The 21,864-nt window shown below is 44.9% G+C and carries 19 protein-coding genes; 10 read left to right on the plus strand and 9 right to left on the minus strand.

Annotated elements, in window-relative coordinates; translation table 11 throughout:
- Nucleotides 1-21 precede the first annotated feature (21 nt).
- Both ispA and xseB read right to left on the minus strand, forming a co-directional pair.
- Entirely contained in the window at nt 22-906 is an 885-nt protein-coding gene (gene ispA, locus OCV20_RS03575) for a (2E,6E)-farnesyl diphosphate synthase (protein ID WP_086775122.1), read from the minus strand.
- A 20-nt stretch (nt 907-926) separates the two neighbouring features.
- A complete protein-coding gene (gene xseB, locus OCV20_RS03580) occupies nt 927-1,169 on the minus strand; it encodes an exodeoxyribonuclease VII small subunit (protein WP_059020022.1) in 243 nt (80 codons plus the stop codon).
- 298 nt (nt 1,170-1,467) lie between these two features.
- Here xseB and pomA point away from each other — a divergent pair, with 298 nt between their 5' ends.
- The 8 genes from pomA (at nt 1,468) to OCV20_RS03620 (ending at nt 11,103) form a co-directional block, all read left to right on the plus strand.
- Nucleotides 1,468-2,232, plus strand: coding sequence for a flagellar motor protein PomA (gene pomA, locus OCV20_RS03585; protein WP_048612245.1), 765 nt, complete (start codon nt 1,468-1,470; stop codon nt 2,230-2,232).
- A gap of 12 nt (nt 2,233-2,244) precedes the next feature.
- Nucleotides 2,245-3,192 carry a flagellar motor protein MotB gene (locus OCV20_RS03590; protein WP_017060777.1) on the plus strand — a complete coding sequence of 316 codons (948 nt, stop codon included), beginning with the start codon at nt 2,245-2,247 and terminating at the stop codon, nt 3,190-3,192.
- 318 nt (nt 3,193-3,510) lie between these two features.
- Nucleotides 3,511-4,959, plus strand: a complete 1,449-nt coding sequence (gene thiI / locus OCV20_RS03595) for a tRNA uracil 4-sulfurtransferase ThiI (RefSeq protein ID WP_017060776.1) — start codon at nt 3,511-3,513, stop codon at nt 4,957-4,959.
- Between the two features lie 671 nt (nt 4,960-5,630).
- Nucleotides 5,631-6,539, plus strand: a complete 909-nt coding sequence (locus tag OCV20_RS03600; protein ID WP_012604639.1) for a transcriptional regulator GcvA — start codon at nt 5,631-5,633, stop codon at nt 6,537-6,539.
- Nucleotides 6,532-7,155, plus strand: coding sequence for an alpha/beta fold hydrolase (locus OCV20_RS03605; protein WP_017060775.1), 624 nt, complete (start codon nt 6,532-6,534; stop codon nt 7,153-7,155). Before OCV20_RS03600 ends, OCV20_RS03605 begins: the two co-directional genes overlap by 8 nt.
- Nucleotides 7,145-7,543 (plus strand): DUF423 domain-containing protein, encoded by a 399-nt coding sequence (locus OCV20_RS03610; protein WP_017069500.1) that lies wholly within the window; start codon nt 7,145-7,147, stop codon nt 7,541-7,543. Before OCV20_RS03605 ends, OCV20_RS03610 begins: the two co-directional genes overlap by 11 nt.
- Nucleotides 7,540-8,631 (plus strand): 23S rRNA (cytidine(2498)-2'-O)-methyltransferase RlmM, encoded by a 1,092-nt coding sequence (gene rlmM, locus OCV20_RS03615; RefSeq protein ID WP_050633959.1) that lies wholly within the window; start codon nt 7,540-7,542, stop codon nt 8,629-8,631. Before OCV20_RS03610 ends, rlmM begins: the two co-directional genes overlap by 4 nt.
- A gap of 441 nt (nt 8,632-9,072) precedes the next feature.
- Entirely contained in the window at nt 9,073-11,103 is a 2,031-nt protein-coding gene (locus tag OCV20_RS03620) for a TonB-dependent receptor plug domain-containing protein (RefSeq protein ID WP_086775121.1), read from the plus strand.
- An 85-nt stretch (nt 11,104-11,188) separates the two neighbouring features.
- Here the strand turns inward: OCV20_RS03620 and OCV20_RS03625 are convergent, their stop codons facing one another.
- The 7 genes from OCV20_RS03625 to queF form a co-directional block, all read right to left on the minus strand.
- Nucleotides 11,189-12,031 (minus strand): IS3 family transposase, encoded by an 843-nt coding sequence (locus OCV20_RS03625; RefSeq protein ID WP_108721729.1) that lies wholly within the window; start codon nt 12,029-12,031, stop codon nt 11,189-11,191.
- Nucleotides 12,028-12,537, minus strand: coding sequence for a helix-turn-helix domain-containing protein (locus tag OCV20_RS03630; protein WP_086774936.1), 510 nt, complete (start codon nt 12,535-12,537; stop codon nt 12,028-12,030). Before OCV20_RS03630 ends, OCV20_RS03625 begins: the two co-directional genes overlap by 4 nt.
- Before the next feature lie 99 nt (nt 12,538-12,636).
- Nucleotides 12,637-13,410: a flap endonuclease Xni gene (xni, locus tag OCV20_RS03635; protein ID WP_048612242.1), complete on the minus strand. Its 774-nt coding sequence runs from the start codon at nt 13,408-13,410 to the stop codon at nt 12,637-12,639.
- A gap of 160 nt (nt 13,411-13,570) precedes the next feature.
- Complete coding sequence (gene ppnN, locus OCV20_RS03640; RefSeq protein ID WP_086774719.1) at nt 13,571-14,935, minus strand: nucleotide 5'-monophosphate nucleosidase PpnN; 1,365 nt, start codon at nt 14,933-14,935, stop codon at nt 13,571-13,573.
- Nucleotides 14,936-15,178: 243 nt separating this feature from the next.
- The gene (locus OCV20_RS03645; protein WP_048612240.1) at nt 15,179-16,744 is read right to left on the minus strand and encodes a sensor domain-containing diguanylate cyclase; all 1,566 of its coding nucleotides are present in this window, start codon (nt 16,742-16,744) and stop codon (nt 15,179-15,181) included.
- A gap of 118 nt (nt 16,745-16,862) precedes the next feature.
- On the minus strand, nt 16,863-19,121 hold the full coding sequence (locus tag OCV20_RS03650) for a tetratricopeptide repeat protein (protein WP_048612239.1): 2,259 nt from the start codon (nt 19,119-19,121) through the stop codon (nt 16,863-16,865).
- Between the two features lie 58 nt (nt 19,122-19,179).
- Nucleotides 19,180-20,025 carry an NADPH-dependent 7-cyano-7-deazaguanine reductase QueF gene (gene queF / locus OCV20_RS03655; protein WP_081229490.1) on the minus strand — a complete coding sequence of 282 codons (846 nt, stop codon included), beginning with the start codon at nt 20,023-20,025 and terminating at the stop codon, nt 19,180-19,182.
- A 131-nt stretch (nt 20,026-20,156) separates the two neighbouring features.
- Here queF and syd point away from each other — a divergent pair, with 131 nt between their 5' ends.
- Together syd and OCV20_RS03665 are read left to right on the plus strand one after the other, a co-directional pair.
- A complete protein-coding gene (syd, locus tag OCV20_RS03660) occupies nt 20,157-20,702 on the plus strand; it encodes a SecY-interacting protein (RefSeq protein ID WP_017095527.1) in 546 nt (181 codons plus the stop codon).
- 4 nt (nt 20,703-20,706) lie between these two features.
- Nucleotides 20,707-21,483 (plus strand): Zn-ribbon-containing protein, encoded by a 777-nt coding sequence (locus OCV20_RS03665; protein ID WP_017060766.1) that lies wholly within the window; start codon nt 20,707-20,709, stop codon nt 21,481-21,483.
- The last annotated feature ends 381 nt before the right edge of the window (nt 21,484-21,864 follow it).

The raw sequence follows: 21,864 nt of genomic DNA on the forward strand, positions 1-21,864 counted from the left end.
AGGTAATGCGCGCTTATTGTCTTAGTTCTTGCGCTCGATGACGTATCGGGCGAACTCTTCGAGTAACTGGGTATTGTATGGGATTGCAGCCAAAGCTTGAAGCGCTTCCTGTAGCAGAGTTTGCGCTTTTTCTTGAGCGCCCTCTAAACCTAGCAAAGAAGGGTAGGTGCTTTTGTTCAATTCTTGGTCAGAACCCTGTGGCTTACCCAAAGTTTCAGTATCGCCAGTGATATCTAAAATATCATCTTGAACCTGGAATGCTAATCCAATGGCATCGGCGTACTTGTCTAATTGAGGCATCACTTCAAACGCTTTTTCACCAGCAGCGAGAGCACCTAAACGAATCGCACATTTCATTAGCGCGCCCGTTTTATTGCGGTGAACTTCTTCTAACTCTTCTAGCGTGACAGAGCGGTTTTCAGCTTCAATATCAAGTGCTTGTCCAATGCACATACCTTGTGCACCAGAGGCTTCAGCTAGGCGTTGAATCATTTGAACGCGATTGCTTTCACCGTCAGCACTTAATGTACCTTCCGCAAGTATAGTAAACGCGAGAGTTTGTAGTGCATCGCCAGTTAAAATTGCCGTTGCTTCATCGTATTTGATGTGACAAGTCTGATGGCCACGACGCAGTTCATCGTCGTCCATTGCTGGAAGGTCGTCGTGAATCAGAGAATAGGCATGAATACATTCGATTGCAGATGCTGGAGTGTCGAGCTCTTCAGCGGTGCAGCCGAGCATTTCCCCTGTAATGTAGACAAGAAATGGACGTGCGCGTTTACCGCCTAAAAGTAACCCATAACGCATCGCGTTGATCAGGTTCTGATTTTGGTGTGGCAGGCGATCAAGCCAAAGGTTCAGTTGCTCGTTATTACGTGCTTGATAAGACAATAAAGTCTCGATCATAGGGGATCTCATACAATTCGTTATTCTGGTTGTGGGTTAAAGTCACTAAGTTCTACGTTTTCATCATTTTGCAGTAGGATGCTAACACGCTGTTCAGCATCGTTTAGTTTGCTTTGACCGGCACGAGCGAGGGAGATGCCTCGTTCGAACTTTTTCAGCGCATCATCTAAAGCTAGATCACCATTTTCTAGTTGATCAACCAAGCCATCAAGCTCTTCGATTGCTGCTTCAAAGCTCATATTTTCAGGTTTCTTAGTAGCCATAATAAATCTGCGTTTGGAAAGATGAACGAACGTTACCCTAGGCCGTTGAGATGGTCAAATGTAACCAAGAAATTTTGCTAGAAAGTTCGTTTTTAAGGGGCTTGAACGCACTTTGCTTGAATAACCTTAGCTTTATCGAGTTTATGCGCTACGTATAAGAGCAAAGTAAGCCAATAGTTGGGATTCAAAAACGAAAAGTGTGATACTTAGGCCAAGAATTTACTAAAAGATCTTATAGTCTTGCCGATACAAAGATTATCGTCGACATAGAGCTACAAAAAAGCATGAGGAGTGCTCAGTGGATTTAGCAACCCTAATAGGTTTGATTGGTGGATTTGCCTTTGTAATTATGGCAATGATCCTAGGTGGAAGCCTCGGGATGTTCTATGACACGACATCCATTTTGATCGTAGTTGGTGGCTCAACCTTTGTTGTTCTAATGAAGTTCACCATGGGACAGTTCTTTGGTGCGACTAAAATCGCAGGCAAAGCTTTTATGTTTAAAGCGGACGAGCCTGAAGATCTTATCGCTAAGATTGTAGAAATGGCTGATGCGGCTCGTAAAGGTGGTTTCTTAGCTCTGGAAGAGATGGAAATCAGTAACAGCTTCATGCAAAAGGGTATCGATCTGTTGGTGGATGGCCATGATGGAGATGTAGTACGTGCGGCATTGCAAAAAGACATCGCGTTAACCACAGAGCGTCACGAGCAGGGCGCGAAAGTGTTCTCTGCATTTGGTGATGTTTCTCCTGCGATGGGCATGATTGGTACCTTGGTTGGTCTCGTTGCCATGCTTTCGAACATGGATGATCCAAAAGCGATCGGTCCTGCGATGGCGGTCGCTCTTTTGACTACCCTGTACGGTGCGATTCTTTCTAACATGGTGTTCTTCCCTATTGCTGACAAGCTTGCGCTACGTCGTGACCAAGAGACACTTAACCGTCGTCTGGTTATGGATGGTGTACTCGCGATTCAAGATGGTCAGAACCCACGAGTTATTGATGGTTACCTGAAGAGCTACCTAAATGAAGGTAAGCGTATGATTGATGGTGAACCTGCGTAAGAGGAGTTGAAGATGGATGAAGAGAATCCATGTAAATGTCCTCCTCCGGGGTTGCCTCAATGGATGGGGACATTTGCTGACTTGATGTCACTGCTGATGTGTTTCTTCGTACTGCTGCTCTCATTCTCTGAGATGGACGTACTGAAGTTCAAACAGATCGCTGGCTCGATGAAATTCGCGTTTGGTGTACAAAACCGCTTGGAAGTGAAAGACATTCCTAAAGGCACCAGCATCATTGCACAAGAGTTCCGTCCTGGTCGCCCAGAGCCGACACCGATTGATGTGATCATGCAGCAGACGATTGATATTACGCAGCAAACGCTTGAGTTTCATGAAGGTGAATCTGAGCGTGCTGGCGGTACCATGCGTGACCAAGGCAAGATGACCGGAGGCAAGTCGCCAGAGGTCTCGACTCACGACAATCAAAACTCTGAGTCAGACCAACAGCAACAACAAGCCGAGGCTCAATCGCAAGAGATGGAAACCTTGATGGAAAGCATCAAGAAGGCGTTGGAGCGAGAGATCGACCAAGGCGCGATTGAAGTTGAAAATCTTGGCCAACAGATTGTGATTCGAATTCGTGAGAAGGGTGCATTCCCATCGGGTTCTGCTTTCTTACAACCTAAGTTCCGACCTTTGGTGAGACAGGTCGCTGAGTTGGTGAAAGATGTTCCGGGTATCGTTCGAATCTCAGGGCACACCGATAATCAACGTCTTGATTCAGAGCTTTATCGCTCTAATTGGGACTTGTCATCACAGCGAGCAGTGTCTGTTGCTCAAGAGATGGAAAAGGTGCGTGGTTTCTCTCATCAACGCTTGAGAGTACGCGGCATGGCGGATACAGAGCCAGTCGAGCCGAACGATACTGAATGGCAACGTAGCCTCAACCGCCGCGTTGAAATCAGCATCATGCAGGGCGAGCCGCTTTACAGTGATGAAGTGCCTGTTATTAATGAATAGCCGATACGTGCACACGCGATAGCATCCAGATAACATCGAAAGCCCAACCTTATAATGAGGTTGGGCTTTTTGTTTGTTGGTCTTTCACCATGCTCTCTGCTGAATTTATGTTGTTTCGAAACCTGCTACTGTTAATAACAAGCGGTTTAATGAGGGTGTTACAGCAAGCACTCTTTTCCTTGCTTCACTTTCTCATGTATAATTCGCGCCCTTAGATTTAGATATGATCTATTCTTGCTTCAAGTGCTGTGTAAATTCTCTAATTTACTTGGCGATGAGCGTTTTCAAAATTTTGAACATTAATGTTGTGAAAGTACTATGAAATTTATTGTTAAGCCCCATCCGGAAATTTTTGTAAAAAGTGAATCGGTGCGTAAGCGCTTCACAAGGATTCTAGAGTGCAACATTCGTAACGTTATTCAACGTCGCTGTGAAAGTGTTGCGGTATTCAACCGTCGCGATCATATCGAAGTGACGTCTGAGAGTGACCAGTACTACGCAGAAGTGTTAGAGGCTCTGACTCACACTCCAGGTATTCACCACTCTCTTGAAGTACAACAGTCTGAATTCAAAGACTTGCACGATATTTACGAGCAAGTACTAGAACGCAGCCGTGCTGACATTGAAGGCAAGACTTTCTCTGTTCGTGCTAAGCGTCGTGGTAAGCATGACTTTACCTCTATTGAACTTGAACGCTACGTAGGCGGCGGTCTAAACCAAGCCGTTGAGTCAGCTAAAGTTCGACTTAAGAACCCTGATGTAACCGTTAAGGTTGAAGTGGCTAACGATAAGCTAAACCAAGTTCTAGCTCGTCACAAAGGCCTGGGTGGTTTCCCTCTTGGTACTCAAGAAGATCTACTGAGCTTGATCTCTGGCGGCTTTGATTCTGGTGTTTCAAGCTACTTGCACATCAAACGTGGCTCTAAGGTTCACTACTGTTTCTTCAACCTTGGTGGCCCAGCACACGAGATTGGCGTTAAGCAAGTAGCTCACTACCTATGGAATAAATACGGCTCATCTGCAAAGGTGAAGTTCATTTCTGTAGACTTCGAACCTGTGGTTGCTGAAATCCTTGAGAACGTAGAAGACGGCCAAATGGGCGTTGTTCTTAAGCGTATGTTCATGCGTGCTGGTGGTATGGTTGCAGAGCGCTTCGGTATTGAAGCTCTAGTAACGGGTGAAGCACTTGGTCAGGTTTCTAGCCAAACGCTAACTAACCTTCGCCACATCGACAACGTGACAGATACTTTGATTCTTCGTCCGCTTATCAACTGGGACAAAGAAGACATCATTGACCTTTCTCGTATCATCGGTACTGAAGACTTCGCTAAGGTAATGCCTGAGTACTGTGGTGTTATCTCTAAGAAACCAACAGTGAAAGCGAAGAAAGGCAAACTGGAAGCAGAAGAAGCTAAGTTTAACTTTGAAGTGCTGGATCAAGTGATCGAGAACGCTCGTGTTATGGATATCCGTGACATCGAGAAAGAGAGCCAAGAGCAAGCGCCTGAAGTTGAACAAGTTCAAGCTGTTGCTGAGCACGCTATCGTTCTTGATATCCGTAGCCCAGAAGAAGAAGACGAAAGCCCATTAGAGATCGAGGGTGTTGAAATTAAACACATCCCATTCTTCAAGCTTTCGACTCAGTTTGGCGACCTAGACCAAGCGAAAGAGTACTTGTTGTACTGTGACCGTGGTGTAATGAGCCGTCTACAGGCGCTTTACCTACAAGAGCAAGGCTTCCATAACGTTAAGGTTTACCGCCCATAGTGGTGTATTGACCAACCGTTAATCATTTTGCAAAGCCGCTTACTGAAAAGTAAGCGGCTTTTTTATTTTCTATTGTGAATGATTTACAGTAGTCAGACAGAGGCGTGAGTTTGGGCGTGCTATCGTCGTGCTCAGCTTTGAAATTTTTGATTGATAGAAAGAGTAAGCTCTAAACGGGCTTATAAGTACCGAAGAAGTGTGAGTATCTTGAAGTATTCTGTTACTTTTTAGTGCAACTCAATGGTGCTATTTGTATGTGTTCAGTTGATTATTTGAGTGGGTGTCTGATTCTGTGATTGGCGATGAAAAATAATAAAGATTAATTAGCACAGCTATTGATAAACTTGTTGTTACATTTCTTTGCACATAAAAAAACACCGCCCATAAGGCGGTGTAAACAAATTTGACAGACAGGTCAAAATAAATACAGGAAGTACATGCCTCGTTTCAGTATAAACTGCAACAAAACATTTGGTAGAACTCTACCCAACTCGAAAAGAACGAGTTTGCAAACACAACATCGCAGGAGCTAAGCCAATTGATTCTAGAGAGAATCAAGCCGTTCAGGCTAGCTGCTGCGGGATGAAATATAGAATTTCTCTGGCCGCTAGGCAATGGACAAATTATAATGTTTCAGATAAAAAAAACTAATGCTTATTTAGAGAGTAACTATGTCTCGTCGATTACCCCCATTAAACTCGCTAAGAGTGTTTGAAGCAGCAGCTCGACACTTGAGTTTTACGCGTGCTGCAGAAGAGTTGTTTGTTACTCAAGCGGCGGTCAGTCATCAGATCAAAGCGCTTGAAGAATTCTTATCTTTGAAGCTGTTTCGCCGAAGAAACCGCTCTTTGCTGCTGACTGAAGAAGGTCAAAGCTACTTCTTAGATATCAAAGATATTTTCACATCACTGGCAGAAGCGACAGACAAAGTGCTTGAGCGAAGTGAGAAGGGCGCATTGACCATCAGTTTACCGCCGAGCTTTGCAATTCAATGGTTGGTACCAAGGCTCGCTGACTTTAATCAGCAAGAACCTGATATTGATGTAAGAATCAAAGCCGTTGATATGGATGAAGGCTCGCTGACCGATGATGTAGACGTGGCTATTTACTATGGCCGAGGTAATTGGTCGGGGCTCAGAGCCGATAAGCTTTACCAAGAGTACTTGATCCCTCTTTGCTCACCTTCCGTGCTGCTAGGAGTAAAACCATTAGAATCTCTCAGTGATTTAGCATGTCATACGCTATTGCATGATACTTCTCGAAAGGATTGGAAACAGTTTGCTAAACAAAATGGCATCGATGGGGTAAACGTTAATCACGGTCCTATCTTCAGTCACTCAACCATGGTGCTGCAGGCAGCGGCTCACGGCCAGGGCATTGCTCTAGGTAACAACGTGTTGGCGCAGCCTGAAATCGAAGCAGGTCGTTTGATTGCGCCTTTTGATGAAGTGTTGGTGAGTAAGAACGCCTTCTATGTTGTTTGTCATGAGAAACAAGCCGACATGGGCCGTATCGCCACCTTCCGCGACTGGATGCTAGCGAAAGCGCAAAGTGAACAAGAGGACTTACTCGATGAATAACGTCATCATTGATGGTGAAGACAATCCGATCACCTTTATCTTTGCCCATGGTGCTGGCGCAGGCATGGATCATGAGTTCATGCAGTCGGTAGCCAAAGGGTTGGCCTTTAAAGGGATACGAGTGATTCGTTTCAACTTCCCTTACATGATCAAGCGTGCTGAAGATGGTAAGCGTCGTCCACCTGACCGAGCACCTAAGCTACTTGAAGCCTACCAAGAGATTATTGAGCAGGTTGATGCCGATAAGCTTGTAATTGGTGGTAAGTCGATGGGAGGGCGTATGGCGAGCCATTTGTCTGAAGTTGATAAGGTGGCAGCCATGGCGTGTTTAGGCTTTCCTTTCCATCCTCCAGGTAAGCCTGAGAAGTACAAAGGTGAGCATCTGGCTGAGTTAGCAAAGCCGTGCCTCATTTTACAAGGTGAGCGCGATACTTTTGGCAAGCGTGAAGAGTTTGCTGACTTTGATCTGTCTGATTCTATTCGTGTTGAATTTATTCCTGATGGCGACCACAGCTTTAAGCCGCGTAAGAGTTCTGGTTACACCGAACAGCAGAATATTGCGTTAACCGTTGAGAAACTATCAGCGTTTATCAAAGAGGTGCTCAATGAGAAGTAAGTATTTACTCACGTTTGCTGGCATCTCTGGTGCGATTGCTGTGATGCTTGGCGCCTTTGCAGCTCACGGTTTGAAAGCTGTTTTACCTGAGTATCTGTTAGGTGTGTTTGAGACTGGTGTTCAGTACCAGTTTATCCATACTCTGGCGATATTGGCGTGTGGTGCTCTGCTGCAGATGAAACTTGGCGCTAAATCACAAAAATATTTTTTCATTGCGGCAATTTGCTTTATCATCGGCATCCTTTGTTTTAGTGGAAGCCTTTATGGCTTGGCACTGACAGGAATAAAATGGTTTGGCCCTATCACTCCGTTTGGTGGTCTACTATTTATCATTGGTTGGGGAGTCTTCTCCTTCGCTGCTTTGAATATAAAAGAGGTAACTCAGTGAAACACGTACTACTTTATTGTCGCTCTGGTTTTGAAAAAGAATGTGCTGGCGAAATTCAAGACAAGGCAACACAACTGGAAGTGTTTGGTTTTCCTCGCCTAAAGAACAATACAGGCTTTGTATTGTTTGAATGTTACCAAGCAGGTGAAGCAGACAAGTTGATCAAAGAGATCGATTTCCAATCACTGATCTTTGCTCGTCAAATGCTAGCAGTGGCTGTTGAAATTAAAGACCTGCCAACCGATGACCGTATTTCTCCAATTCTTGAGGCGCTTTCTGAGAAAGAAGGTTTCCCTCGTTGTGGTGATATTCGTATCGAAACACCAGATACTAACGAAGCAAAAGAGCTTTTGAAGTTCTGCCGTAAGTTTACTGTGCCGATGCGTCAAGCAATGCGTGGTAAAGGCCTGATGACAGCGAAAGATAACGCTAAGAAGCCTGTGCTTCATTTATGCTTCATCGCTCCGGGTCACTGTTTTGTTGGTTACTCTTACCCAACGAACAACTCACAGTTCTTTATGGGTATCCCTCGTTTGAAATTCCCATCAGATGCGCCAAGCCGCTCTACATTGAAGCTAGAAGAAGCATTCCACGTATTCATCCCTCGTGATGAGTGGGACGAGCGCCTGGCTCCAGGTATGTGGGGTGTTGATTTAGGTGCGTGTCCAGGTGGTTGGACTTACCAATTGGTTAAGCGCTCGATGTTCGTTCACTGTGTTGATAACGGCATGATGGCAGACAGCCTAATGGAAACGGGTCAAATTAAGCACCACATGGTGGATGGCTTTAAGTTTGAACCAGACCGTAAGAACGTAACTTGGATTATCTGTGACATGGTTGAGAAGCCAGCTCGTGTTGCACACCTTATGGGTGAGTGGATCATCAAAGGCTGGGCGAAAGAAGCACTGTTCAACCTTAAACTGCCTATGAAAGGCCGTTACGATGAAGTACTGCAAGATATCGAGAACCTAAAAGTGTTCCTGATTGAGAACAAAGTGAAGTTCAAGATGCAGGCTAAGCACCTTTACCACGATCGCGAAGAGATCACGGTCCACATTCAGACCCTTTCAAATATCTCACCGCACTAATATTTACGTTAGTGTGTCAGTGATAAAAAAATGCTCCTTTAAGGGGCATTTTTTGTATCTGAAGTTAGGTAAACGCTGGGTTGAATCTATGGCTATATGTCGCCAGAAGTCGCATTTATTAGTCAGATATTGGTGTTGTTATAATCAATACAACTGACATGAACATCGCTAAATTTTCTACATTAGCCGTGATCTGAGATGAAAAAAGCCGTAAGTGAACGAGACTTACGGCTACCTAATTCAGGGGTGATACGAACAAGGCTTTATTCAATAATTCAGCAGCAAAACGAAGTAAGTTTTACAGCCAGAATATGTTAATCAAATTCTATTTTATTAAAAGTAAGTGTATGTAAGCAAAGAATGTAAATGATAAGAATTATCATTTAAATTGTGTAATATTCACGTTTCTTTGCTCGAACTTATAAAATATAAAAATAGAATATGAAACTTAAATCACTATCAGTGGCCGTAACGGTTGCCTTAACTTCATTTACAGCACTTGCTGCCGACGAACAAGAAACCGTAGTGGTTATCGGTTCCGCTCTTGATCAACTTGTTCAGACTGAAATCAACTCAGACACCCTTGAGAAGAAACAAGCATCAGACATCAAAGATGTTCTGAACACCATGCCGAGTGTGACGGTAGACGGAAACGCACGTTACTCACGTAAAGTTTATGTACGTGGTATGGAAGATAAATTTGCCGTTGTGACGATCGATGGCGCTCGTCAAGAAGGGCAGCTATTCCACCACTCGGGCGATCAAGCGATTGACCCTGCGATGCTTAAGCGTGCTGAAATTGAGCTGGGTGGTAACTCAGCGCTATCGGGCTCTGGTGCGATCAACGGCTCATTTAGCTACGAAACCAAAGACCCAAGCGATCTGCTTAAACCGGGTGAAAGTGTTGGTGCTCGAGTAAAAACAAGCTACCAAACGGCTTACGAGCGTTTCGCAACCAACGTTGCTGTGTACGCAAAAGTGAACGACAAGCTGCAGTTCATGGGTATTGCAAATTACTCAGAAGATGGTGACCTGCATATTCCTGATCAAGAAGCGGTAACGTCTAAGCAAGGCGAGCTTAAGTCTGGTTTGGCTAAGGTTGTTTTCATTCCGAATGATGCCAACGAATTTAAATTGACCTTCAACCGTTACAACGATGGTGGTAAGCGTCAGCTGTCTGGTGAGAAGGCGGGTGCACTGTATGCTGATGATGAACACAACTACCACTCGCTAAACCGCGATACAGTAACTTTGCAACATGAGTACGATGCGGGCAGTGACTTGGTGCATCTGAAAACCAATGTTTACTACAACCGCCAGTACATGGAGCGCGATGCGCTTGTTGATACGGCGTGGGACAAAGACGCGAACGGCAACTGGATCAAAGATGGCACGATTGCTATCCCAGACCGTGAATACAACGTGACGACCATCGGTGGTGATATTCGTAATATCTCTTGGGTTGGTCAGCATGAATTGACCTACGGTCTGGATGGTTACAAGGCTGAACAATGGATTGACGCTGGCGATGGTGTGTACCAAAGTGGTTCGCAACAAGGTCAAACTAAGAAGTACGGCATGGACGGCGGCACTGTGACAGCTTACGGTCTTTACATACAAGACATGTACGAGTTCAGCGATTTCCGCTTAACGAGCGGTTTGCGTTACGACGTTCATAAACTTGGTGGTGTTTACGATGGTGATTTTGATCAGCTGTCTCCAAAGTTCAAGGGTGAATACCAAACCACGGATAACCTAAAACTTCGTGTGGGCTATGGGCGTTTGTTTAAGGGTGCATCATTACCTGAAGCGTTAACGATGAAAGCTGCACCTGATGTTAACCAGTCTGATACTAAAGCGATGACGGGTAACAACTACGAAGCGGGTTTTGATTACGAGCTGACACGTCTGCTTGCTGCTGATTACGCTATCCTAGGTTTTACGGCTTACACCTACAATCTTGATAATCAGATGCATCCAACTAAGAACAACTCAACATTAGCAAACCAATATGATGTTGAAGTGTGGGGTGTTGAAACCGTATTGAGCTATGAGCTAGATGCGTTAAGTGTTTACGCTAACCACTCATACTCTGATGGTGACCAGAAAGACCTAGAGAATGGCAAGACGAGCCACATGAGCAAAACAGGTATTCACAACTTCAAAGCGGGCTTTAACTACAGCCTAAACAGCGAGTTTGTGTTTGGTTGGGATTCACGCTTTGTACCGGGTAATGACTACATGGACGAAGATGGTGAACAGGTTAAACGTGCTGGTTTCGCAACGCATAACATTTGGGCGGCTTACACTCCAACGTTTGCTAAAGATCTAGAAGTAAACCTTGGCGTCGACAATCTGCTTGATAAGAAGTACGCAGAGCATACTGGCTTTGGTATCTCTTGGGGCTCAGATAAGTACACTAGCTACGAAGCGGGTCGTAACTTCAAAGCGTCTATCGCTTATAACTTCTAATCATCCGACTGAATCCGCTTAGGCGGCAGCCGTAAATAACAAAAAGCCTTAGTGTGAAGTGACCCCGTAAAGTTGGACATTTCTGTTAAGCGGCTTTCAAGGCCTGAGTTCGATATTCTATCGGAGTCAGGCCTTTTAGTTTCACTTTTATACGTTTGGTATTGTAGTACTCGATGTATTCTTTAATCTGCTCTATCAGAGCATCTGCATCTTCAAAGCTTTGGTTGTGATACATCTCGGTTTTGAGTAAAGCAAAAAAGTTTTCAGCAACAGCATTATCCAAGCAGTTACCTTTTCTCGACATGCTTTGCGTTAACCCACTCTCCGCTACCTTTTTCTGATACTGTCGATGGCGATATTGCCAACCTTGATCGCTATGTATAATTGGCTTTGAGTTGGGTTTAAGCGTTGATATAGCTTCCGTCAGCATATCTGTGACAAGCGGCAAGCAGGCATTTTTGGCCACTCTATAAGCAACCACCTCCTGAGTAAACAAGTCGACAACGGGAGATAAGTATACTTTCTGCTCTTTGACTTTGAACTCCGTGACATCAGTTACCCACTTTTCATCGGGTTGAGTCGCACTAAAATCTCTTTCAAGAACGTTGGGAGCAGCTTTTCCTGACTCTCCTCGGTATGAACGATACTTTTTAATCCTGACCGTCGATTTAAGGTTGAGCTGAGCCATAAGCCTTTGAACCGTTTTGTGATTAAGCACGAACCCCTGATTCTTTAGTTCCAAGTGAATACGGCGGTAGCCGTATCGCCCCTTATGTTCATGATAAATTGACTTTATCAACCGCAGCTCACGTTCGTAGCTATTTTGGCGCTTGCTCGTTTGAGCCTGATAATAAAAGACACTTTTTGCCAACTGTAGAGTGTGCAGTAAGTGCTTTAATGGGTACTTGCCTTTAAGAGTTAGAGCTATGACCGCTTTTTCTTTGTTCGACGGTTTTTTTTCTGCTCCAACTCTTCCAACTTTTTTAGAACGGCATTCTCGGTTCGTAAGTAGACCAACTCCTCTTTTAGCTCCTCAAGTGTCATTTCATTATCAGGCTTAGTGGTACGTTGAGGTTGCTGTTTCATTGAGGGTCTTCCTTTCTGGCGCATTTCGAGCCCCTTGATACCGAGCTCATTAAATCGTTTAAGCCAGACAGAGAGTATTCCAGGGGATGAGAGGTTTAATACAGCGCTAGTGTGCGTGAGAGACCATTCATTCGTCCACATTAAATTCAATGCTTTTCGTTTTGTTTGAGCAGTCGCGGCATGATTAGTTGGTAAAAATGAATCAGTACCATGGATGGCAAAGACTTGAGCCCAATACCGTATCTGCCTTGAAGAAATTGAATATTGTTTTGCTAAGTAGAGAGATGACGTGCCATCTAAGTATTGCTTAGCAATGATACATTTTAGCTCTCGGCTATATTTGGACATAAAAAGACCCCCAATAATTGGTGTCCAACTATTGGGGGTCAGTTCAGTGTGAACTAAGGCTTTTCTGCTTCAGAAGCTTTGTGTATCGAGAGTAGGGCTCTAAGAGTTTGCTTCGTAGCGAATATCTTGCAGATTGAACCCTAAATCAATGTCTGTTTTGAGTGCCGATACTTGTTTACATACACGAGCGGATTCTATGTGTTCGTCGAACTTCTTACGATATTTTTTCGGTAGATCTTCTGCTTGATAGGCCGCTTCAATATCTGGGTATGTGGTTAATATCTCTTTGGCTGCCTTTGGTCCGACACCTGGAATCCCCGGTACTTGACTAGAGCTTACGCCCGTTAATCCCCAGTAATCCGCCAGTTGTTCAGGTTTTACGCCAAACTCAGCTTCGATAAAGGGTTTGTCTAACCAACGGTGCTGGAAGTAATCTCGGATCTGCAGAGTGGGTGATAGCAGCTGGCAATACCCTTTGTCTGTCGAGATGATGGTGACCGTTTCTCCGTGGTCTGCCACTTTCTTTGCCAGTGTTGCGACTAGATCGTCCGCTTCATCGCCATCAGACAGCAGTGAATCAATGCCTAACTCCCACCAAGCTTGTTGAATCGCATCAAGGCCTTTCATCAGTGGCTCTGGCATCGGTTTACGGTTCTGCTTATAAGCAGGGAGCACATCTGCGCGCCAGCCACGGTCTTGTAAATGGTGATCAAATACCGCGATGATGTGGGTGGGCTTTGATTCATTCAGAATCTTATTGAGAGTGCGAGTAGTGGTGGTGATGGTTCTTGCTATATCGGTTGGATCCGGCTGAACAGAGTGCACGCGTCGGATGAGGTTTAAGGCATCGATAATAACAAGATGGATAGACATAAGTTTCCACTAAATAGGCAATAAAAAAGGGGCTGCTAGCCCCTTATAGTAACGTATCACTTGGTGAGTTGGAACGTTAGCGACGTAAACGTCATAACCTGATTAACTTTATGCCTACCAATTGGTTATCACTCACTTAGTTACTCGTTAATGAGTGTACCTATTCGCTCGGTGCGATTTTATAGCAAGGCACGTAGTCGGTACCTCCCGGTAGCTTCATTCGATGTTGCTCAACAAAGTCATTCAGCAGTTGGTCCATCTTGGTCATTAGCTCTTTGTCGCCATCAATTAGGAATGGGCCGTGTTTCTCTATCTCTAGAATACCCTCAGCTTTGACGTTACCTGCGACAATACCAGAAAACGCTTTGCGTAAATTAGCGGCTAGGCTCTCGGTTTTTTGGTCCATATGAAGATCAAGCGCCGCCATAGATTCGTGTGTTGGGTCGAATGGCAGTTGGAACTCAGGTTCAATATGCAGTGACCAGTTGTAGCTGTAGGCATCACCGGTTTCTTTACGATGAGAGCGCACATCTGGCATCGCTTGTTTCATGATTTTCGCAGCGCGTGCTGGGTCATCAATCACGATCTCGTAATGTTTCTGAGCATCAGGCCCTAGAGTTTCACCAATGAACTTATCGATTGAGCGGAAGTAAGCCTCACTCTCTTTCGAACCAGTTAGGACAATCGGCATTGGCTGCTCAGCGTTATTCGGGTGCATCATTATCCCTAAAATGTACAGCAGCTCTTCCGCCGTGCCGGGGCCGCCTGGGAAAATGATGATGCCATGCGCCATACGAACAAACGCCTCAAGACGCTTCTCAATATCTGGCATGATCACCAGTTCGTTCACGATTGGGTTTGGTGGCTCAGCCGCAATGATCGAAGGCTCGGTAAGCCCCAAATAACGATGATCGGTGTAACGCTGCTTCGCGTGACCAATGGCTGCCCCTTTCATTGGGCCTTCCATTGCACCCGGTCCACAACCCGTACAGATATTCAGTTCACGCAGGCCGAGCTCATTACCGACTTCACGAGTGTACTGGTACTCGCTGGCATTAATAGAATGACCACCCCAACATACAATCAGGTTAGGCTCGATGCCCGGCGTCAGCGCTCCTGCATTTCTCAAGATACCAAACACAAGGTTGGTAATGTGAGTGGCATTAGTCAGGTTGAGCCTTTGGTTATCGGCTAAATGCATGTTGACGTAAACAATGTCACGCAACACTGAGAATAGGTGTTCTTGAATACCCTTGATGATTTCACCATCGACAAAGGCATGCTCTGGTGGGTTGCTTAGTTCGAGCTTAATACCACGCTCACGGCGCACGACTTCGACATCGAACGACAGATATTTGTCGAGCAACTCTTTGGAGTTGTCTGTATGGCTCCCCGAGTTCAGGACCGCTAACGTACAGTTACGATACAGTTGGTACAGATCACTAGACGCGGTTTTCTTAAGACGCTCAACCTCAAGTTGAGAGAGTAAATCCATGCTACCGGCAGGGCTGATATGAGTGATCATAGTGCCTCCTTGTTGAAAAGAGCAGGGGACGTTGAAGTGACCCTCTGGCTCGAGAGTGAGAAGCAAACGTTGAAAGTGTTTGGTTAAAGGTAGGAGAGAGTTAACCAGACGAAACGGATACGACAGCGTTGCTTGCCAAGAATGCTTGTTAAGCGAATGTTAATCATTAGCTTAGCAAACATTGAGGGAAATGGTATGTGATAAGTATTTGAAAAAATGAAATAAATTAAATCTAGGGCTGGCCTAGTGCCAAACAAGTTGGTTGTTACCGCGTTGTTTTGCTTTATTTAGCGTTGTATTGAGTCGCTCTAACACTTCTTCCGGTGTATCTGACTCTTTAAACTGAGTACTTGCCGCGCATAAAGTAATAGTGATTTGTTGGTCACGGAACTTAAAGGGTAAGCGGCTTACTTGAGTTTGAATGTTTTGAATCACCTGATGGCAATATTCATCGGTTTGCTCTGGTAGTAATAAGACAAACTCTTCACCTGAAAAACGAGCCACAGTATCGGTGGTGCCTGCTTCTTTGGTGATGGTTCTTGCGATGATCTTGAGTGCTTTGTCGCCCGCGGTATAACCAAAGCTATCGTTAATTGCTTTGAAGTTGTCGATGTCGAGGAGTACTACGCGTAGCGAGTGTTGCGCGCGGATCCAGCGGCGATACTCAAGCTCTAAGCGATCAGTAAAGGCAGTGCGATTGTAAACCTTGGTTAGAGGATCAAGCAGCATACGCTGAGCCTGATCTTCCAAGCGCTTACGGTAATCTTGGGTCACTTCATACAGTGAATCTAACTGAGTCTTTCCGTAACTCATTCTCTCTATCAGAGCTTGTTCTTTCTGCTCCGCGTGGTTCAGTCTTTCCGAAAGAGAGGCGATTTCACTGAGTAGCGGATTAATCGACAGCTTTAAACTATCAATATCTTTTGCTTTATCTACTGAGCTTTGGCTTCTAGTGACAAGTTCATTTAACTCAGAGTTCAGACCTTGGCGGTGCTCAAAGTAGCTCTGGCTCTGGTCGGCATTTTGATCTGCCGTTTTGATGCTGGATGCCAGAGAAGCATTAAGCTGATCGATGAATTGTTCAGACTTCTTACGTTCTAGGTTGGTGCCTTCTATAACCAGTTTGAGTATCTGAAGTGTTAGCTCAAGTAGGTTTTGTGTAGAAACACCAAGCAGCAGTTTTGCTCGAATATCGGTAAGCAGATCACCCGATTCACCCTCGAAGTCGAGTTCAGTGATCAGATGTTGTAGTTCGTTTGATAGGTCGGAAAGGAGCTCTTGTTCCGGAGAGTGCGCAGCGTCAGCAAAATGGGTGCGTGAGTTATTCGCCATAATCTTTATGGCACGCTCATAAATACCGAGAAGTTTCATGGCATGGTCGACTTTCTGACTGCCATTGCATTCGGAGAAGCTAAGTAAGTTTCGTAGGTCGCGTTTGAGCTGTGCTGGAAGGCCAGTTATGCGCTGCAGCGTTTCCCCACTGTGCTTAATGCTATCGTCCAGATATCCGTTCTGTTTATCCATAGCCAACGTTTTCTGCTTAAGCATCCTTTCTAATACTGCCAGCTTTGGGATCATCGAGCTAATGTCTTTTTGCTTTTCTAGCTCTTCCCTAAGGGCAATGAGGTTTTCATCTAAATGGCTGTTACTGCCAACACATGCATCACTTAAAGACGTGACGATACGCTTTAGAACTTTCTGTTCTCTAATAAACTTGAACGAGGTGTCTCTTTGCGTCAAACGGACCTGCTCCAACTGAGATTTCAGCTGGTGGAGTTGCGCCTGAATGTCTTTTTCAAGAATGCCCATAGATGTATTTATTAGCGCCGCGTAGACCGATCTCGATCATTTTGATGAAATTCCGTTACATCGATAATAACAAAACTAAAAATAAGGTCACGACTTGCTGCTCTTAACCGCTCGCAAATCAGTCATCTTTTAGCATTTTTTTGATGTTGTCCTCATTCTGGTACGAGGATTGTATTTTTATTAACCCTTGATTAATCGCATGTTTACACGCTTCTCTTATGTTACCAGTTGCAAGGCTCGCTGCTGGTGCATTATCGATAGCTTTTAGATAGACCCATTGGCTACTGCGCTCTTTGAGACTGATCTCACGAGCTAGATTGGTCGACATCAACAATACGTCGAGCAGTTCTTGATCGTTAATTGCGGTGTATGCGCGTGGTAAAAACGGGTAGTCAGCGATGCCCATACGGACCGTTCGGTTGATGTTTCGCTCTGTTTCGAAGTCATTCACCCAAGATTGAATCTTTCTGAACATGGCTTCCGGCGACAAATCACGGTCCGCGTTTGGTTCAATATAAAGCAGGTTCGCATCCGAGAAGTGGTAGACACGCGCTGGGCCTTCAAGCTTAGATTTTAGGAACTCACCGAAAGCGTCTTCCAGTTCTAAACCGGCTTTGTAACCGTTCTGCGTATACATATTGCGTAGGAACGGTAAATCAATCATCACGAAGCGTAGACGGTCGTTGAGTGGTTCATGAATGAGCTCGCCAAGTTGCCATTGTTCAAAGGTTTGGCTGGTTTGTTCCAGCGAGTTCGATAGTTTTGCATTGAGCATTCTTAAGTTCGGAAGCTTTGAACGAGAGTGCGTAAATAGGTCGGTGCGCAGTGAGTCCACTTCTTTGGCTAAGGTTTGAATGATGTAGCCTCGGCGCAGCACAAAGAAGAACAAGACAATGCTGAACAAGAATAGGGCGAACGATATCTTTTGGAACTTGCGATGCTCCAGTTTGTATTTTTCTAGCTCTTGAGCTTGGCCTGCGTAGTGCAGGGTTTGTTCGGCAAATTCTTTCTGTTGACGGAATGCATCTTCGCCAACACGGTTCAGTTTTTGCTGCTCTAAAGAGACAAGGCTGTTGTACTGCTTAAGGTTTGCCAACGCCTGCTGTGGGCGACCAGCCTGCTCATAACCTAAAGAGAGTAAGTAGTACGAGCGTTGTGAAAGGCGCATGTTCTCTATCTGACGTGAGATCTCAAGTGCACGTGTCGCATGCTTTATCACGTCTTCGCTTTCTTGCAGGTGATACGCCAACCCTGCCGATAGCAGCGCAGCACGACCTTCCAGCTTTGGAATGTCGGTATATTCCAGCAGTTCAAGGGCACGGGTCAGGTACTGTTCTGCTAGAGGGTAGTTATACAGACGTAGGTAAGTCGCCGATAGACTTAGTCGGATATCAATGACTTGGTGGATATCTCGGTCAGTACTCTCGTGATCAAGAACGTTGAAGAAGTGCACCAAGGCAAGGTTATATTTCCCTTGATAGAAGTACACATCACCCATTTTCTTAAGCACTTGTGCTAAGACCGGAGAGTTTTCAAAGTTGTCATAAAAGTCAGCAGCTTGAGATAGGTGTTCTAGCGCTTTATCTAAAACTTGGCGCTCAAAGAAAAGCTGTGCAAGCAGGCGGTTGACCTTGGCCAAACGTGAACTTAGATTGCCCTCTACTGATTTCCAGTAGCCATACAACAACTCAGATAACGCGTGATTGTACTCTTTGTGAGTCAGATAAAACTCGCCGACTGAGATGTGGTAGTCGATGGTGACTTTTTCAGAGTAACGTTGATCGAGATAGGTTTTCGCTTCTTGATAGAACTTCTCGGCTTCATCGACCTTGTTGTCGTAAGAGGCGATATCGGCTTTCAACATGATCAGGCGATAGGTGATGCCTTCCGTCAAGCGTAAGGTTTTATTCACCGACTCTAGATTTGCTTCAATACCCGCTAGCTCTGTTTTTGCTTTGGCTGATTTTCTATCACTCAGCCAAAGTAAACGAACTTTTAGGATCTGAAGATCCAGTTTTAGGTAATCAAGCTTATAGGTTTTCGCTAGCTCAGAGGCTTTGTCGATGTGTTGAATTGCAATACGCATATTGCCAAGGTTGTATTCTGCTTTGGCTAAGATCTTATACGCATCGATACTGCTGTTTGGTGTTCGAATCGAGGAGTCTGTCTCTTCGCGAGAAATAGCTGAAGGGCTTTTCTCGCGTTGATCAGAAAGGACACGAAGCGTTAGGTAGCTGTTGGCCATTTGTTTTGCTTGGCTCGGCTCGATCTCAACCAAGTTATTGGCTTCATTGAGTAGCGCCGACGAATAAACCGACGCATTGACCGATGTGCTTAAGCTTAAAATAAATAGACTAACAACGTATAACCAACGCATTTCAATGTCCCTTTAAAGATTTGGTAGGTTCAAATAAGTGTGGGTGGTTCTCGCCTGATTATTGGCGAGCCATACGCTTATTGTGGCTTGGTCTATCTTGCTCTGTTGAACGGTATGGGTTGATATCCAGACCACCACGACGCGTGTAACGTGCGAACACAGTTAGCTTCGAAGGTGCACAGTATTTCATGATATCAGTGAAGATACGCTCAACACATTGTTCGTGGAATTCATTGTGCTCACGGAAAGAAACTAAATAACGTAGCAGAGCTTCACGGTCAATTTGCTTACCAGAATATGCGATCTCAACGCTGCCCCAATCCGGTTGATTGGTGATCAAACAGTTCGACTTCAACAGGTGGCTATGCACTGTTTCTTCAACGTCTTGTTCGCCAGCAGCGCCTTCAAGCAGTGACGCTTCAAAGTCGTAGCTAGTGATTTGGATGTCTTGGTTATCGATACAGTCACCTTCCATCGTCACGATAGGTTGGTTTGTGTAGTCGGTTACTGAGTTTACATTCACAATCACCGTTTCGCCTGCACATGCCGACAAATCTTGGGTCAGGCGCTCGGTTACTTGATCCCAGTTTTCAAATTGAGTCTGGTTGTAGCTGTTCAGGTACAGCTTGAAAGATTTTGATTCAATTAAATTAGGGCTGGTTGCTGGGATGAAAACTTCTCCGACAGCCACTTGTGGCAGGCCATTGGTGTTTAGCCACGAAAGCTCGTACATCGTCCAAATATCATGACCGACAAAAGGCAGCTCGCCGTTTAGCGCAAGATCATCGCGATTAAGGCTACGAGGCACTGGTTGCAATAAACTTGCATCGTATTGGTTAGAGTACTCAGTTTTTTGGCCAAGGGTTAAACCCGCTAGCTCTTTTGCGTCAGAATATTTGCTCATACTTTCGTTTCAAATTCGATTAGAATGGGGTCGATTTTACTGAATCCCCCTTACCCTGTCATTAAGTCATCGCTTAATCGGCGCGGAAAGGGCTCGGATTCTATTTATTATTTTGTGTTTAGGAGATTTTCATGACTCAACGTGCTCAAGACGCACTACTTTCTTTCAGTCAGCGATACGTTGACGCGTGGCAGCAGCAACACCAAAGCTTACCTCGTAATGAGGAGTTGGTGGACATCGTATCGCCATGCGTAGAAGAAAAGAGTGGCGATGCCGTGTTGTGGAAGCACTATCCACGTGAGCAATTCGCGGATTTCACCAACGTTGAAACCGGTATTGAGTTGACTCTGCATGAAGACATCAAGACTTTCTACGGCGCACAATTCAGCGCAGATATGAATGCAACTTTTGATGGTAACGATTTGACTCTGTTACAGATTTGGAGTGATGAAGACTTCGAATGCCTACAAGAAAACATTTTGGGTCACCTAGTAACTCAGCGTCGCTTGAAGCTAAAACCAACGGTTTTCATTGCCGCGACCGATGCAGAGCTGGATGTTATCTCTATCTGTAACCTAACGGGTAACGTGATTTTGGAGCGTTTAGGTACCAAAAATCGTGATGTACTCGCCGAGACATTGGCAGAATTTTTAGAAAAGCTACAACCAGCGGTATAAATAGATGTACGTACTAGAACTTCAATTTGAGTGTTTTGATAACACAACGGTAAGCGCTGTCGACAAGGCTGTTAATGGCTTAATGGATGCACTTCGTTATAACGGACAAGTGTTAGGTCGTGAGTTCCCAATCGTGATGGGCGATGGTGAATTCTATGTTCGCGTTGTGTGCCCGGAGCAAGACAGCTTGCACCCGCGTAATCACTCAGACTTTGTAAAAGTGTGTTTTGATCGCTTGTCTAACGCGAGCCTGCTAGCGCCTAAAATGCGTTTGCTAGGTCGAGATCTGAACTCAGAAGAAGTGGCAGAAGATGAAACGCCGAGCTGGCAGGTGCTATACACGACATTCGTACATACCTGTTCGCCGCTACGTAGTGGCGATAGCTTGCTACCAATCCCTTTGTATCGTAATCCACCTACCTTCAATGGCGACCATAAAGCCGTATTGAAATGGCAGACCGAATGGCAAGCCTGTGATGAAGTACAAATGGGTGGTGGTTGTCGCGCTGAACATGCAACGCTAACCGAGATCAGTGACACTAAGAGTGTGCTGTTTAAACGCGGTTGGGGTCTAAGAGGGCGCATTGAATATCTGACTAAGGTTCCAACCTACTACTACTTATACCGTGTCGGTGGGATCAGCCTGAAAGATGAAAAAGAGCGCAAATGCCCGCAATGTGGTGGTGAATGGCTGCTAGATGCGCCTATCCATGATATTTTCTATTTCAAGTGTGATGACTGCCGATTGGTGTCAAACATCTCTTGGGATCACCTGAAGTAGTCTTCTTGTGGTTATTTAAGCGTCATCCTTTAGATATCGGAGTACTAATTTAATGCTTCGATATTTTTCCCCTTTATATTAAACACTTAGTACCTTGTATCATCCCCGATGCCGTGACTTCGTTACCTGTCTTAGCTCGATCTTTATTACTCTCTTATCGTTACCCTTTTCCCCTTTAAATACGCACAGAACGTGATATTCAGCTCTTTCTGTAGCGCCAATGTATTCATTGAAATAATCCAACACCCATCAACTTTTAGTTACCCCAATAGTTAGCCTGATCACAATAATCAATCAGTTCTCTTTCAATTTATATTCTGCTCAATATAAATGGGATCGATCCCATGGGAATGTTCCCATTTATAAATAATAACCTGATTC

The sequence above is a fragment of the Vibrio coralliirubri genome, assembly GCF_024347375.1.
Taxonomy (GTDB): domain Bacteria; phylum Pseudomonadota; class Gammaproteobacteria; order Enterobacterales; family Vibrionaceae; genus Vibrio; species Vibrio coralliirubri.

Excerpts from the sequence above, each read along its gene's own strand:
- OCV20_RS03605 (WP_017060775.1), top strand. The coding sequence starts at position 6,532 with ATGAATAACGTCATCATTGATGGTGAAGACAATCCGATCACCTTTATC.
- syd (WP_017095527.1), top strand. The coding sequence starts at position 20,157 with ATGACTCAACGTGCTCAAGACGCACTACTTTCTTTCAGTCAGCGATAC.
- thiI (WP_017060776.1), top strand. The coding sequence starts at position 3,511 with ATGAAATTTATTGTTAAGCCCCATCCGGAAATTTTTGTAAAAAGTGAA.
- OCV20_RS03650 (WP_048612239.1), bottom strand. The coding sequence starts at position 19,121 with ATGCGTTGGTTATACGTTGTTAGTCTATTTATTTTAAGCTTAAGCACA.
- ispA (WP_086775122.1), bottom strand. The coding sequence starts at position 906 with ATGATCGAGACTTTATTGTCTTATCAAGCACGTAATAACGAGCAACTG.
- OCV20_RS03630 (WP_086774936.1), bottom strand. The coding sequence starts at position 12,537 with ATGTCCAAATATAGCCGAGAGCTAAAATGTATCATTGCTAAGCAATAC.
- queF (WP_081229490.1), bottom strand. The coding sequence starts at position 20,025 with ATGAGCAAATATTCTGACGCAAAAGAGCTAGCGGGTTTAACCCTTGGC.
- OCV20_RS03665 (WP_017060766.1), top strand. The coding sequence starts at position 20,707 with ATGTACGTACTAGAACTTCAATTTGAGTGTTTTGATAACACAACGGTA.
- xseB (WP_059020022.1), bottom strand. The coding sequence starts at position 1,169 with ATGGCTACTAAGAAACCTGAAAATATGAGCTTTGAAGCAGCAATCGAA.
- OCV20_RS03590 (WP_017060777.1), top strand. The coding sequence starts at position 2,245 with ATGGATGAAGAGAATCCATGTAAATGTCCTCCTCCGGGGTTGCCTCAA.
- OCV20_RS03620 (WP_086775121.1), top strand. The coding sequence starts at position 9,073 with ATGAAACTTAAATCACTATCAGTGGCCGTAACGGTTGCCTTAACTTCA.
- OCV20_RS03610 (WP_017069500.1), top strand. The coding sequence starts at position 7,145 with ATGAGAAGTAAGTATTTACTCACGTTTGCTGGCATCTCTGGTGCGATT.
- ppnN (WP_086774719.1), bottom strand. The coding sequence starts at position 14,935 with ATGATCACTCATATCAGCCCTGCCGGTAGCATGGATTTACTCTCTCAA.
- xni (WP_048612242.1), bottom strand. The coding sequence starts at position 13,410 with ATGTCTATCCATCTTGTTATTATCGATGCCTTAAACCTCATCCGACGC.
- OCV20_RS03600 (WP_012604639.1), top strand. The coding sequence starts at position 5,631 with ATGTCTCGTCGATTACCCCCATTAAACTCGCTAAGAGTGTTTGAAGCA.
- OCV20_RS03645 (WP_048612240.1), bottom strand. The coding sequence starts at position 16,744 with ATGGGCATTCTTGAAAAAGACATTCAGGCGCAACTCCACCAGCTGAAA.